Source organism: Sphingomonas sp. VDB2 (genome assembly GCF_047946695.1).
GTDB lineage: Bacteria > Pseudomonadota > Alphaproteobacteria > Sphingomonadales > Sphingomonadaceae > Sphingobium > Sphingobium bisphenolicum.
Window position 1 is genome coordinate 3,484,617 of record NZ_CP159615.1, and the last position, 14,092, is coordinate 3,498,708.

Consider the following 14,092-nt stretch of genomic DNA (forward strand, 5'->3'; position numbering starts at 1 on the left):
AAAGCCTTTTTGAACGGTCCAATGCCCAGCCAGCTTCTTCCCCTCGTCACCGCGGAATTGAGCGCCCCGGCCGATCCCCGCGCGGCGGCGATGGCGGGGGCGCTCGCGGCGAAATATCCGCAGGCCGCCCGCGCTGTCCTTTTCTACGGCTCCTGCCTGCGCGAGCAAAATCTCGACGGGCTGATGCTCGATTTCTACCTGATCGTGTCGGACTATCCCGCCGCCTATGGCCAAAGCTGGCTGGCGCGCGCCAATCGCCTGATCCCGCCCAATGTCTTTCCCTTCGAGCATCAGGGCCTGATCGCCAAATATGCGGTCCTGTCCGAAGCCGACTTCGCCCGGTTGAACGGCATGGAGGCCGACAATGTCTCGGTCTGGGCGCGCTTCGCCCAGCCTTCGCGCCTGCTCTGGGCCGCCGACGATCTCGCTCGCCAGCGGGCCGTCGCCGCGGTTGCGCAGGCTGCGCCGACCCTGCTCGCGCTGGCGCGGCCGATGGCGGAGGGGCAGGGCGATGCGCTCGCCTTGTGGCGGACCGGCTTCACCCTCACCTATAATGCGGAGCTGCGTGCCGAGAAAAAGGGGCGCTCGCTCTCGATCGTCGATGCCGATCCGGAACGCTATCGCCGCGTCGGGGAGGCCGCGCTGGCCGATGGCCTGCCGTCCTCGCCGGCGGACGCGCCCGCGCGCTGGCGCGGTCTCCAGCGCCGCGGCAAACGGCTGTCCGTGATCCGCCTGGCCAAGGCCAGCTTCACCTATGCCGGCGGCATCGATTATCTGGCGTGGAAGATCAATCGCCATGCCGGTACGCAGATCGCGATCAAACCCTGGCAACGGCGCTGGCCGCTGCTGGGCGCGCTCACTCTGCTGCCGCGGCTGTTCCGGGGTGGTGCGATTCGCTGAGGGATTGCCCGTAAAGCGCTTGCCCGCCGAGCGTCGTCGCCAATGCCTGCCCCAGCGCCATCAGCGTGTAGGGCTTGCGCAGCACCTGATGCCCTTCGAAATCGGCGCTGTCATTGGCGTCGCCGGCATAGCCCGTGACGAACAGCACGGGCAGGTGGCGGAAACGGGCCGGCAGCGCCTTCACCATTTCCGGCCCGGTCATGTCGGGCATCAGCACGTCGCTGATAATCAGGCCGACGTCGCCATTATTGGCCAGCAATTTCGCCGCTTTGGCCGGATGGTCGCAGGCGATCGGCAGGTGGCCCAACTCGCTAAGCGCCGCCATCGTCTGGTTCAGCACGCGCGGATCATCCTCCACCACCAGGATGCGGGTCGGCGGCTGTTCGACCGGCGCGCGCGCGAAGCTGACCTCGGCATTGGCGACTTCGCCCTCCACGATGGACCGCGGCAGGTAGAGATGCACGCTGCTACCCTCGCCCGGGGCCGATTCGATTCGCACCTCGCCGCGGCATTGGCGGACGAAGCCGAAAATCTGGCTGAGGCCCAGGCCCGTGCCCTTGCCCACCGGCTTGGTGGTGAAGAAGGGTTCGAACACGCGCGCCAGCACATCGGGCGTCATGCCGCATCCATCGTCGATAACGGTCACGGTGACATAGTCGCCCGCCGCGCATTCGCCGATCTCGCCCGCCGCCAGCGCCGTCTGGCCGGTCGCCAGCGTCAGTTGCCCGCGTCCATCCATGGCATCGCGCGCGTTGACGCACAGGTTCAGGATCGCATTTTCCATCTGATGCTGGTCGACGAAAATGCGCCAGTCGCTCGCCCCCTGGGCGAAGCGGACGGTGATCTGGTCGCCGATGGTGCGGTCGATCAGGTCGGCCATGCCCGACAACAGCGCATCGGGATCGACCGCGCTGGGCAGCAAGGGTTCGGATCGGGCGAAGGCCAGCAACCGGCGCGTCAGCGCGGACGCGCGATTGGCGCCCTCCATCGCATTGTCCAGATGCCGGCTGGCCTCTTCGGGCTTCAGCCGGAACTTGCGCTTGGCCAGTTCCAGTCCGCCGACCACGACCGCCAGCATATTGTTGAAATCATGGGCGATGCCGCCGGTTAGCTGGCCCACCGCGTCCATCTTCTGCATCTGGCGCAGATCATGTTCGGCCGCGGCCCGCTCCGCCGATTCCCGCTTCAACTGGTCATAGGCGTCGGACAGCTCGGCCGTGCGCGCTGCGACCGCCGCCTCCAGCCGGTCGGCCCGCTCTGTTTCCGCCTCCGCCAGCCGCCGCGCCGTCCGTCGTTCGCGAAAGGCTGTGTTGGCGAACCAGACGCCGAACAATATGCACACCAGCATCGCCAGCCCGACCAGCCGCGACGTCTTGCCCACCCATTCGCTGCGGTCGCCCGCCAGAGTCACCGCCAGGCTGCGTTCGCGCAGCCGGTCATTCTCCGCCTTGATGACCAGGTCGAGCAGGGCGGTGATACGGCGCAGATCCTGGCTCTTGCCGGCCTGGTGAAAGCGGCCCAGCGCCGCCATTTTCTGGTCGTAGGTGGTGCGCAGGCCGATCTCGCTCAGCGTCTTGCCGCGTTGGATGAAGGCATAATGCAGCGCTTCGACATTGCCATGCTGCCAGCCCGACCGGCGCGTGGCGTAGGTCAGCGCCTTCAACTGGCTGGCGGCGCCGCGCCACTGGTCCTGGAACAGCCGCCCGGTGTCGGGATCGAGGCTGATGACATAGCGCGCCAGCGTCACTTCGGCGCGGGCCATACGCGCCTCGAAACCGCGCGCCAGCGCGATTACCTCGAAGCTGCTCTGCTGTTCGGCAAGCGCCTGCGCATGATCCTGCGACGCGTTGCTGGCGCTGTAGAGCAGCGCGCCCAGCGATCCGATCAGCAAGGCGGCCAGCAGCAGCGGCAGGACGCGCCGCGTCAGCGCGCGCCAGCTTCTGGCCCACCCTTCCGGATCCCGTTCAAACTGATGGTCGCTGTCGGCCATGGACCGTTACACTAGACGAACAACATTAACCGCGAAATATCGCGGGTAAAAAGTTCCGTAAAATGACGTCATTCCGTCGTGCAAACGCCTCGATCGGGCGCGTTGGCGCCGCGACTGCCGGCGATCAGCCGATCGCCCCGGTCGCCTTGCCTGCGGCTTCGAACATGCCGATGATCTGTTCGACCTGTTCGTCGCTATGTTCGGCGCACAGCGAGCAACGCAGCAGGAAGGTGCCGGCCGGGGTCGCGGGCGGGCGGGCCATGTTGACGTAGAGGCCCAGTTCCAGCAGCGTCTGCCACATCGCGACCGCCTGGGTCTGGTCGGTCAGGATCACGGCGATGATCGCCGACTGCGGCGTCTTGGTGCCCAGGGTGAAGCCGAGGTCGGTCAGCCCCTTGTGCAGCCGCTGGCTGTTCTTCCACAGATGGGCGCGCTTGTCGCTCGCATGCATCAGCTTGCGTATGCTCGTCGCCGCGGTCGCCACGACGCTGGGCGGCAGCGAGGCGGTGAAGACATAGGGGCGGCAGACGAGGCGCAAAATCTCGAACTTGGGATGGTTGGAGACGCAGAAGCCGCCGACCGTGCCGACCGATTTGGAGAAGGTGCCGACGACGAAATCGACATCGGCCTCGACGCCCTGTTCCTCATAGACGCCCCGGCCATGTTTGCCAAAAAAGCCCATGCCATGGGCTTCGTCCACCAGGATCATGCAGTTGGGATGCTGGCGCACGGCCGCCACCATCTCGGGCAGGGGGGCGACGTCGCCCAGCATCGAATAGACGCCTTCCAGCACCACCAGCTTCAGTGCGTCGGCGGGCAGGCGGGCTAGGCGTTTGCCCAGATCCTCGACGCTGTTGTGGCGGAAGCGGACGATCTCCGCGTCGCCCAGGAAACAACCGTCATAGATGGACGCATGGCTGTCGGCGTCCAGGATGACATAGTCGCCCTTGCCCGCCAGCGTCGAAATCACGCCCAGATTGGCCTGGTATCCGGTCGAAAAGACCATCGCGCCGCTGGTGCCATAAAATTCGCGCAGCGCCGTCTCGACTTCGGCATGGCCCTGATAGGTGCCGTTCAGCACGCGGCTGCCGGTGGTGCCGGCGCCGAATTCGTCCAGCGCCTTCTTGCCGGCCGCGACGACGTCCGGGTCGAACGTCATGCCCATATAATTATAGGTGCCGAGCAGGATCGTGTCCTTGCCCTTGATGACGGCCTGGGTCGGCGACTTCACCTCGTCCATCACGATGGCGAAGGGATCGCGCACGCCGGTCGCCAGCAGCGCCTCGCGCTCGGCGATCAGGGCGTCGAATTTGGAAAACAGGTCGCGCGCGGCGGGCGTTTCGGCCGGGATGTGCGCATCGTTCGCGGTGGCGGCAGCGTCGGTCATATGTAAAATCCGTTCGGTTCTAAACCTCCGTTAGGTTCGAACTTGTCGAGAACCAAGCGCATCCTTCTCGACAGGATCGAAGCGAACGGGGACAGGGTGGGCGCTTAGCCCTTCAGCTTGGCGACCGCGTCCACCAACTGGCCGACGGTTTCGATCTCGGCCTGCATGTTCATGGTGATGATGATGTCGAACTCATCCTCGATCGCCGCGACGAAATCCATCACCGTCAGGCTGTCCCATTCCAGGTCGCCGGCGAAGGTGGTGGCTTCGGTGAGGTCGACGCCCTTTTTGTTGAAGGGCGCGATCTGGGCCGCGATGCTGTCGAAAATATCGGTGCGATCCGTCATTATCGTGAAAATCTTTCCGTCAAAGCGCGGCATTTGCCGCCCAAAGCATTTTGAAGTCGGCTGGAACAGCCGACAACTCGCAAAATGCGGTAAGCAAAAATAATCAGAGCATTATCCGATGCAATCGGATGGGACTCTGATCCGCTCTTTGGCAAGCGAATAAGGCGTCAATCGGGCAGCATCGCGCCCGAATATGAAGCAGCGAAAGCGGGCGCCTACCGGAAATTGTCGGCGTAGGCCTGCAATTTCAGCGTCTTGGGCGGCGTTGCGATGACGGTATAGGCGACGCCCTGCTTGTCTGCATAGGCGATCGCGGCCTCCTGCGAGGGGAAGCTCAGCTTCAATTGCTGCTTGGTGTCGCCCGAACCGGCCCAGCCGGTCAGCGGATCGGCCTGCTTGGCTTCGGCGGGCGCATATTCCAGCACCCATTTATGGGTCAGCGCCTTGCCGGACTGGAGGGCGTTCTTCTGGATCTGGTAAATGCGCGCGCTCATTCGCGAAAGACTCCGGTAATACGTCATGCTGCGTTGCACCAGCGGCCGCGCCCAAGTCAAGACTTCCGGGAGGCATGTCCTCTGGCGTCGGCATTTTTGGTGCGCAATGTGGCGCTGGCTCCGGCCGGATCGTCGGGCCAGGGATGGCGCGGATAGCGGCCGCGCATTTCCTTGGCGACGTCGCGCCAGTTGCCCGCCCAGAAGCCGGGCAGGTCGCGCGTCGTCTGGATCGGCCGTCCGGCAGGCGATGTGAGCGACAGGACCAGCGGAATGCGCTGGCTGCCCACCGTCGGATGCTCGGCCAGCCCGAACAGCGCCTGCACCCGCAACTCCACCCGCGGCCCGCCCTCGGCGGCGTAATCGATCGCATGGCTACTGCCGGCGGGCGATCGGAAATCGGGCGGGGCGAGCCGGTCGAGCTGGCTCTTGCCGTCCCAGCCGATCAGCCCCTCCAGCACGCCGGATAGCTGCGAGCGATCGATGTCCGAAAGCCGCCGCTTGCCCGTCAGTAGCGCCGGCAACCAATCGTCCAGTGTCGCGATCAAAGCGGTATCGGACATTGCCTCTACCCCGGCAAAGCCAGCCCGCATCCGCAGCGATTGCGCCGCTTCCGACCAGGGGAGCAGGTCGATCCCGCCCTGCCGCACGCCATCGACCAGCGCCGCGACCACGGCATCCGGGTCGGGCCGGTCGTCGGAACCCGACGACAGCCGCACCGCGCCCAGCCGCCGCTCGCGCAACGCCTCGATCCCGCCATTGGCCGGGCGAAACTTGACGGTGCGGTGCTCGGCGATGCGGGCGCCGAACAGGGCGATCACCTCGCTCTCGCCGATCGGCGCGGCGGACAGGATGCGCGCGCCCGCCGCGCTGCCCTGCACCTCGCCCACCGCCAGCCACGCCTCGCGCGCCAGCGGCGACAGGGGATCAAGCCGAAATCCGCGCCCGCCCACGCTCGCCCAGTCCGCGCCGTCGGCGGAGCGGCGCTTGGCGACGCGATCGGGGAAGGCGAGGGCGAGGCACAGGCCGACCGCATGGTCGCCGTCGCCATTGCCCGGCGCGCGCTGCACCAGCCGCGCCCACCGCCGCGCCAACCCCCGCGCTGCGTCGGCCCGCTTGCCGCTTTCGCGCCGCCAGCGCTGCCGTCGCAGCGTCAGGTCGGTATCCTGCCCCCCGACGCCGCGCTCGCCCAGCAGCACGGCGACCTCGGCCGCCACCTCCGCCAGCCCCATCTCGCCCGCGCGCACCAGCATATGGGCGATGCGCGGGGACAGCGGCAGCGTCGCCAGCGCCTTGCCATGCGGCGTGATGCGTCCGTCCTCGTCCAGCGCCTCCAGCACGGTCAGCCGCCTGCGCGCTTCCTCCACCGCCGCAGCGGGCGGCGGATCGAGCCAGCGCAATGTGCCCGGATCGCTCACTCCCCACAGCGCGCAATCGAGCAGCAGGCTGGACAGGTCGCTTTCCAATATCTCCGGCGGGTCGAAGGGCGGCATCCCCGCGCTCGCCGCCGCTTCCCACAGGCGATAGGCGACGCCGGGCCGCTGCCGCGCCGCGCGACCGGCGCGCTGGATTGCCGACGCCTGGCTGGCCCGTTCCGTGACCAGCCGCGTCACGCCCGCCGCGCGATCATAGCGCGGCCGCCGGGCCAACCCGCTGTCCACCACGATCCGCACACCGTCGATCGTCAGGCTGGTTTCCGCGATGCTGGTGGCAAGAATGACCTTTCGCGCGCCTGAGCGGGAGCGCCTTATCGCTGCCCGCTGCGCGCCGGGATCGAGCGACCCATGCAGCATATGCACCTCGGCGATGCCCTCTATCCGCTCCGCCGTCCGCTCGATCTCGCGCACGCCGGGCAGGAAGGCGAGCAGGTCGCCCTCGGCTTCCTCGGCTAACGCCCGGCGGATCGCCGCCGCCATTTCATCCTCGATCTTCTTTTCCGCCGCGCGTCCGATATGACGCAGCTCCAGTGGCTGGATGCGGCCCTCGCTCTCGATCACCGGCGCGGATCGTTCGGCATTGGCAAGCAGGCTCGCAAAGCGCGCGCCGTCCAGCGTCGCGGACATCGGCACGATCCGCAGGTCCGGCCGCAGCGCGCTTTGTGCATCCAGCGCCAATGCCAGTCCAAAATCGCTGTCCAGGCTGCGCTCATGCACTTCGTCGAACAACACCGCCGACACGCCCGCCAGTTCCGGGTCGTCCTGTATCCGCCGCACGAAGATACCCTCGGTCAGCACCAGCAGGCGCGTCCGCGCCGACACTTTGCTGTCCATCCGCGTCGCATAGCCGACCGTGCCGCCTGGCTGCTCGCCCATCATCTCGGCGATGCGCTCCGCCGCCGCCCGCGCGGCCAGTCGGCGCGGCGAGAGCAGCAGCACCTGGCCCATGCACCATGGCTCGCCCAGCAGCGCCGGCGCGACCGCCGTCGTCTTGCCCGCGCCCGGCGGTGCCACCAGCACCGCATTGCTGCCCGTCCGCAAGGCGGCGAGCAGGTCGGGCAGGACAGCGTGGATCGGCAGGTCGCTCATCGCGCCTCCTCTCGCCCCGATTGCGGCAAATCGCAAGCCGCGCAAAAAGCAAGCGCCCATGGAAACAGTTGCCTTGCCGCACGTTCCGCGGCCAAAGGGATTGATCCATATTCGTCTGCCGCGAACATGGACGCGGCGCAGACGAAGGGACGACAAGCGCAATGGACAGCCTGATCGGGGATGCGGAACGCTATCGTATCCTGTTCGAAACGATGGAGGACGGCTTCTGCATCATCGAATTTTTCGATGGTCCCCACGGTCCCTTGAGCGACTATATCCATGTCGAGGCGAATCCTGCCTATGAACGCAATGCCGGCATCCCCAATGTGGTGGGCCAGAAGCTGCGCGAAATGGTGCCGGACGAGGCCGATGGCTGGGTCGAACTATATGGCGGCGTCCTGCGGACGGGCAAGCCGATCCGCTTTCAGCGCGAACTGGAAAAGACCGGCCATTATCTCGACGTCTCTTCCTTCCGCGTCGGCCCGTTCGAAAACCGGCAGGTCGCCGTCCTGTTCAAGGACATCAGCGCGCAGGTGAAGGCGCAAAAGGCGCTGCACGACCTCAACGACACGCTGGAATTGCGGATCGAACAGGCGCTGGCCGAGCGGGAAGAAGCGGAAAGCGCGCTGCGCCAGGCGCAAAAGATGGAGGCGGTCGGGCAACTCACCGGCGGTCTCGCCCATGATTTCAACAATCTTCTGGCCGGCATTTCCGGCGCGTTCGAAATGATCGGCGTCCGGCTGGCGCAGGGCCGCACCGGGGATATCGACAAATATCTGACCGCCGGGCAGGGCGCGACCCGCCGCGCCGCGGCGCTCACCCATCGCCTGCTGGCTTTTTCTCGCCGCCAGACGCTCACCCCCAAACCGACCGTCATCAACCGGCTGCTCGGCGATTTTTCCGAACTGGTCCGGCGCACCGTCGGTCCGCAGATCGAGGTGCAGACGATCGCCGCCTCCGGCCTGTGGCCCGCCCTGGTCGACGCGAACCAGCTTGAAAATGCGCTGCTCAACCTCTGTATCAACGCCCGCGACGCGATGCCGGTTGGCGGCAAGATCACGATCGAGACGGGCAATCGCTGGCTGGACGATCGCACCGCGCGCGACCATGGCCTGACGCCCGGCCAATATGTCACCGTCTGCACCAGCGATACCGGGACCGGCATCGACAAGGCGATTTTGGATCGGGTGTTCGATCCGTTCTTCACCACAAAGCCGATCGGGCAGGGCACGGGCCTCGGCCTATCCATGGTCTATGGCTTCGCGCGCCAGAGCAACGGCCATGTCCGCATCTATTCCGAACCGGGCGACGGCACGATGGTGTGCATCTACCTGCCCCGCCATCGCGGCGAGGAGGATGTGGATGCGCCCGACATCGCCGAACCGGCGGTCGAGGCGGAAGCGGGCGAGACGGTGCTGGTGATCGACGACGAACCGTCGGTGCGGATGCTGATCGTCGATGCGCTCGGCGACCTGGGCTATCATTGCCTGGAGGCGGCGGATGGCCCGTCGGGCCTGCGCATTCTGGAATCCCGTGGTCGGATCGACCTGCTCATCACCGATGTCGGCCTGCCCGGTGGCCTCAATGGCCGCCAGGTCGCCGACGCCGCCCGCATGCTGCGCCCCGACTTGCGAATATTGTTCGTCACCGGCTATGCCGAAAACGCCGTGCTGAACCACGGCCATATCGAACATGGCATGGAAGTGCTGACCAAGCCCTTCGCCGTGGACGAACTGCACCGTCGTGTGGCGACGCTCTTGCAGGCAGAATAATTTCCGTTCGCTTCGAGCCTGTCGAGAAGCGGGTGACGCAAGGGCTGTTACCCGAACAGATAGATATGGATCGGGTTTTTCGGGTCCAGTAGCATCTTGGCGGTCAGCGCCAGCGACATGACGATCAGCAGCGGCTTGATCAGCCGCGACCCGAAGCGCATCGCCAGATGCGATCCGATCTGGCCGCCGGTGATGCTGCCGACCGCCATGGCCAGTCCGGCGACCCACAGCACATGCCCGCCCGCCAGCATCGTCAGCAGCCCGGCGACATTGCTCGCGAAATTCGCCGCCTTGGTCTGGGCCGTGGCGCGCAGGATCGACAGGCCGCCCAGCGCCAGCAATATGGTGGTATAGAAGGCGCCCGCGCCCGGCCCGAAAAAGCCGTCATAGAAGCCGACTACGCCGACAAGGCCCGTCAGGCCCGCCATGCCGACCCGCGCATGGCGATCGGCGTCGCCCAGCTTGGGCGAGAAGGTGAAATAGGCGGCCATCGCGATCAGCAGCGCAGGCATCAGCCCGGCCAGGATCGACGGATCGACCCGCTGCAACAGCCATGCGCCGCCCACCGACCCGATAAAGGCGGCGACGATCGGCGCCTTGTAGGTTTTGAGGTCCATATGCCCGCGCCGCGCATAGGCGATACAGGCGCCGAACGTGCCGAAACAGCTTTGCAGCTTGTTGGTCGCCACCGCCTGCACCGGCGGTATCCCGGCGGCCATCAGCGCGGGCAGGGTGATGAGCCCGCCGCCGCCCGCCATCGCGTCGATACAGCCTGCCATCGTTGCTGCGGCCATGAGGAAGGCGATGGTTTCGGGGGAGAGGATCATGCAGTGACGGGCCTTGTTATCGTTCCCGTTCGCCCTGAGTCTGTCGAAGGGCTTCTCTTCTTTGGGATGAAAGAAATGGGCTGCGACAGGCTCAGCCCGAACGGGCTAGGAAACGAGCGACGCCGCCCGTCTCCTCAATAGGCCCGCGCTATAGCGAACTCGACCGCTTCGGTAAGGGCCGCCTTGGCCTTGCCGGCATCGAACCGCCCCAGCGCGTCGATCGCGCGCTGGCCATAATGGCGCGCGCGCGCCAGCGTGTCGGCGATCGCCCCGGTCTGGCGGAGCAGGCCGGTTGCATGGGCCAGGTCCTCGTCGCTGATCTTGTGGCCCGCGATCGCCGCCTTCCAGAAAGCGCGATCCGCCTCATCCCCACGCGCATAGGCCAGGATGACCGGCAGGGTCACCTTGCCGTCGCGGAAATCGTCGCCCGCATCCTTGCCCATGGTCGCGCCGTCCGATTCATAATCGATCGCATCGTCGATCAACTGGAAGGCGATGCCCAGATTGCGGCCATAGACGTCCAGCGCCTGCTCCTCCGCCTCGTCACGGTCGGCGACCACGGCAGAAATGCGGCAGGCGGCGGCGAACAAAGCGGCGGTCTTGGCGCCGATGATGTCGAGATATTGTTCTTCGCTGGTGTCGATCTTGCGCTGCGCGGTCAATTGGTTGACCTCGCCCTCCGCGATCACCGCCGACGCATTGGCCAGAATCTTCAAGACCTTGAGCGACTCCGCCTCGACCATCAGCTCGAACGAGCGGGAGAAGAGGAAGTCGCCCACCAGCACGCTGGCGCTGTTGCCCCAGATGATGTTGGCGGTCTTGCGCCCGCGACGCAGCCCCGATCCATCGACCACATCGTCGTGCAGCAGCGTGGCGGTGTGGATGAACTCCACGGCGGCGGACAATTTGTAATGGCGCGACCCGGCGTAGCCGACCAGATCGGCGCAGGCCAAGGTCAGCATCGGCCGCAATCGCTTGCCGCCGCCCGCGATCAGGTGGCCGGCCAGTTCCGGGATCAGCGGGATGCGCGACTGCATCCGGTCCAGGATCACGGCATTGACCTGGTTCATGCCGTCGGCGACGAGCGCCATGATGGGGGCGAGCGAAGGCGCGGCTGTGGCGCGGCCGATCGGGTGGACGTTACCGGGGGCGGGTGCTGTCATGACCGCGCTCATGTGGCGGCGCAAAATGTGAAAGGCAAGCGGGAATAGCTTGCGCGACGCGCCGGATGCGGCAAAAAGCGCGCCATCTGGAACCGGAGGCCCAAGTGGACGAGACTTTGAACCGCTATCGCGAAAGCATCGACAATATCGACGCGGCGCTGGTGTTCATGCTGGCCGAACGGTTCAAGGTCACGCAGGCCGTGGGCGAATATAAGGCGACTCACGACCTGCCCCCCGCCGACCCCGGCCGGGAAGAGCGCCAGATCACCCGCCTGCGCCAGTTGGCGCTCGACGCGAAGCTCGACCCCGATTTCACCGAAAAATTCCTGCGCTTCATCATCGACGAGGTGATCCGCCACCACGAGCAATTGCGCGAGGGCTGAAATCCCTTCGCAATGCCGATGGACATCACCCCGCCGGATAGCTCTCATGCCCGGCATTCTCCCAATGGAAGCCGGTATAAGTCAGCATGGTCGCGAAGCTTTCCGACCGCACCTGATGCCACCAGCCTATGGGCACGAATAGCAGGTCGCCCGGCGTCAGCAGCACCTCATAGCGTAGCACGTCGCGCGCCTGCGGATGGAGCGCCAGCCGGGCAGGGTCGGTGACGTCGCGCACCTCGCTGAAGACATGCGACTTGTGCGCCAGCCGCTGCGTTTGCGACGGCGGGATCAGGATCACGCGCTTGGTCCCCGTCACCTGTGCCAGCAGATTGTTGGTCAGGTCGAAGTGCAGCGGCGTGAACGTGCCTTCGCCGCCGATCCACAGCATCCCCGGCGCGCGCGTCAGATAGGCGTCGAGATGCCCCAGGTCCGCCGCCAGCGGCGCCAGCGCCGGCGCATTGGCGGCGCTGTTCGACGCGGTCAGATAGGCGTCGTTGCCACCCGCCCGCGCCAGAGCGATGAACTGGCGGAAGGGCGCGCGCTTGCGGTGCCTATCCTTCTTCAGCTCATAATCCTGCGCACGTGATCGCCCGCCCTGATATTCGATCTCGGCGTCGCCGACCGTCTCGGCCAGATAGTCGGGCGTCCAGCGCTCCAGCGCCGGCCATCCGGCCATCGCACCCTTGATCAGCACCGGCCGACCCGGCGCGTAGAAGCTGTGCAGGAAATCCTCGCCCGACAGATTTTCCGCGGTCAGCAGACCCGAAGCATAGGGCGACAACGCCCGCTGCCGCTCCTGCACCGCCAGCAGCCAGTCGCGCCGCTTGAGCGCTAGCGCATCTTCGGCCGTCTGCGGCTTGGGCGCGGGCACCGCTGCCGCGCGCGGCGCAGCGCCGAAATCGATCTGCCGCAGCGCCATCTGCATTCGCATGTCATGGGCCTGGGCGGGGAGGGAAGGCGGGCGCTTGCTCATGTCGTCCCTTATCGCGCGATCATGACAGCGATGTTGCAGAAGATGACGGTTCGGTGACGGGCTAGTCCAAGCCCGTGCAGATCAAGCCGGCTCCACCACCTCAGCCATCTTCTTTCCCTGCGACCGCCCGAGCAGCACGCCGCCCAGCGCCAGCGCGAACCCGACAAGCTGCACCGGCCCCAGCCGCTCGCCGAACAGCAGCCATGCCTCGATGGCGGCCAGCGGCGGCACCAGCAGCAACAGCATCGACATGCGCGTCGGCCCCTGATGCCGCACCAGCCACACGAGCAGCGACAGCCCCGCTGCCGACAGCCCCAGCACCGACCAGCCAAGCCCGATCCACAATAGCGGGTCATTGTCCCAGCGCCATTCCCCAACGATCAGCGTTGCGGCGATCGCCACCAGCGCGCCGCCCAGATTCTGTGCCGCGCCCGACATCAGGATCGGATCACCAGCGATCGCGCCGCGCTGGATCAGCGTTCCGCCGGTCATGGCGATGACCGCGATCACACCCGCCACCACCGGCACCAGACCGATCGCGCCGGCGCCGCTGCGCTCCAGTGCCGGCAACAACACGCACACCACCCCGCCGATCGCGATGGCGAGGCCCGCCCAACTCCGCCCCGGCAAGCGTTCGCCCAAAAGTGCGACGCTCGCCACCGCGACCATCAGCGGCTGGGTCGCGCCCAGCAGCGACATGATCCCGGCCGGCATCCCCCGGCTCACGGCCCACCAGCTTACGGTCAGGTACAGGCCATGCAGCATCGCCCCTGCCGCCAGGTGCAATCCCAGCCGTCGCCCCCGCGGCCACGCCTGCCGCGCATAGAGCGCGCACCCGCCCAGCAGCAGCGTCGTCGCGGTCAGCCGCACCGCCAGGATCAGTTCTGGCGCCCCATGCGGCACCACCGCCCGCGCGACGATGAAGCCGGTGGACCAGATCAGGACGAACAGAATGGATGCGACGATACCGAACATCCGCCGCCTTTGGCGCAAGGGCAGGGGGATGTCGAGCGGGCGGAAGAGAGGAGGGGACGGTGGCGCGCGTCCGCGTCCCGGTCAAAAGGAGAGGGCATTGGGCCGCTCGGCAGGGAGGTCGCCGCGGCTATCGCAGCGGGGCCGGCTCCCGCGCGCAAGGGGTGAGCGCCATCATGGCCGCATCGACCATCTGCCGGTGCGCATCGCTGCCCCGCGCCACATCCAGCCAAGGCTGGCCGGTCGCCGATCCGCGGCTCTCATGCCAGATCTTGCCGGCGACAAGGTCGATCTCCTCGTCGGTGGGCTGATGCTGGTCCGCCAGGCATCGCATCAAAAGCGCATGAAAAAGATTTCCGGAA

At 66.6% G+C, this 14,092-nt stretch carries 13 protein-coding genes; 3 read left to right on the plus strand and 10 right to left on the minus strand.

The genetic code is table 11. From position 1 onward, the window contains the following. Positions 1-21: 21 nt before the first annotated feature. Complete coding sequence (locus ABT375_RS17385; protein ID WP_224548420.1) at positions 22-900, plus strand: hypothetical protein; 879 nt, start codon at positions 22-24, stop codon at positions 898-900. Here the strand turns inward: ABT375_RS17385 and ABT375_RS17390 are convergent. The 5 genes from ABT375_RS17390 to hrpB form a co-directional block, all read right to left on the minus strand. Continuing rightward, positions 857-2,890, minus strand: a complete 2,034-nt coding sequence (locus tag ABT375_RS17390; RefSeq protein WP_416463475.1) for an ATP-binding protein — start codon at positions 2,888-2,890, stop codon at positions 857-859. The genes ABT375_RS17385 and ABT375_RS17390 overlap by 44 nt on opposite strands. 124 nt (positions 2,891-3,014) lie before the next feature. Continuing rightward, the gene (spt, locus tag ABT375_RS17395) at positions 3,015-4,277 is read right to left on the minus strand and encodes a serine palmitoyltransferase (protein ID WP_416463476.1); all 1,263 of its coding nucleotides are present in this window, start codon (positions 4,275-4,277) and stop codon (positions 3,015-3,017) included. Positions 4,278-4,381: 104 nt separating this feature from the next. Next, entirely contained in the window at positions 4,382-4,624 is a 243-nt protein-coding gene (locus ABT375_RS17400; RefSeq protein ID WP_224548423.1) for an acyl carrier protein, read from the minus strand. 215 nt (positions 4,625-4,839) lie between these two features. After that, positions 4,840-5,118 (minus strand): ETC complex I subunit, encoded by a 279-nt coding sequence (locus ABT375_RS17405; RefSeq protein WP_261935340.1) that lies wholly within the window; start codon positions 5,116-5,118, stop codon positions 4,840-4,842. A gap of 56 nt (positions 5,119-5,174) precedes the next feature. Continuing rightward, on the minus strand, positions 5,175-7,640 hold the full coding sequence (gene hrpB, locus ABT375_RS17410) for an ATP-dependent helicase HrpB (RefSeq protein WP_416463477.1): 2,466 nt from the start codon (positions 7,638-7,640) through the stop codon (positions 5,175-5,177). Positions 7,641-7,801: 161 nt separating this feature from the next. Between hrpB and ABT375_RS17415 the strand changes: the two genes are divergently transcribed. Further along, positions 7,802-9,412, plus strand: a complete 1,611-nt coding sequence (locus ABT375_RS17415; RefSeq protein WP_416463478.1) for an ATP-binding protein — start codon at positions 7,802-7,804, stop codon at positions 9,410-9,412. Between the two features lie 47 nt (positions 9,413-9,459). Here ABT375_RS17415 and ABT375_RS17420 read toward each other — a convergent pair whose 3' ends face one another. Together ABT375_RS17420 and ABT375_RS17425 are read right to left on the minus strand one after the other, a co-directional pair. Then, positions 9,460-10,239, minus strand: coding sequence for a TSUP family transporter (locus ABT375_RS17420; RefSeq protein ID WP_416463479.1), 780 nt, complete (start codon positions 10,237-10,239; stop codon positions 9,460-9,462). Positions 10,240-10,373: 134 nt separating this feature from the next. Continuing rightward, entirely contained in the window at positions 10,374-11,402 is a 1,029-nt protein-coding gene (locus tag ABT375_RS17425) for a polyprenyl synthetase family protein (RefSeq protein WP_261935337.1), read from the minus strand. Between the two features lie 104 nt (positions 11,403-11,506). On the opposite strand from ABT375_RS17425, the gene ABT375_RS17430 reads away from it, so the two are divergent. After that, positions 11,507-11,785: a chorismate mutase gene (locus ABT375_RS17430; RefSeq protein WP_224548429.1), complete on the plus strand. Its 279-nt coding sequence runs from the start codon at positions 11,507-11,509 to the stop codon at positions 11,783-11,785. Positions 11,786-11,810: 25 nt separating this feature from the next. On the opposite strand, the gene ABT375_RS17435 is transcribed toward ABT375_RS17430, so the two are convergent. The 3 genes from ABT375_RS17435 to ABT375_RS17445 all read right to left on the minus strand — a co-directional run bounded on the left by ABT375_RS17435 (position 11,811) and on the right by ABT375_RS17445 (position 14,064). After that, positions 11,811-12,758 carry a cupin-like domain-containing protein gene (locus ABT375_RS17435; RefSeq protein WP_416463480.1) on the minus strand — a complete coding sequence of 316 codons (948 nt, stop codon included), beginning with the start codon at positions 12,756-12,758 and terminating at the stop codon, positions 11,811-11,813. Between the two features lie 81 nt (positions 12,759-12,839). Beyond that, positions 12,840-13,733, minus strand: a complete 894-nt coding sequence (locus ABT375_RS17440; RefSeq protein WP_416463481.1) for a DMT family transporter — start codon at positions 13,731-13,733, stop codon at positions 12,840-12,842. Between the two features lie 127 nt (positions 13,734-13,860). After that, the gene (locus ABT375_RS17445; RefSeq protein ID WP_224548434.1) at positions 13,861-14,064 is read right to left on the minus strand and encodes a hypothetical protein; all 204 of its coding nucleotides are present in this window, start codon (positions 14,062-14,064) and stop codon (positions 13,861-13,863) included. Positions 14,065-14,092: the final 28 nt, after the last annotated feature.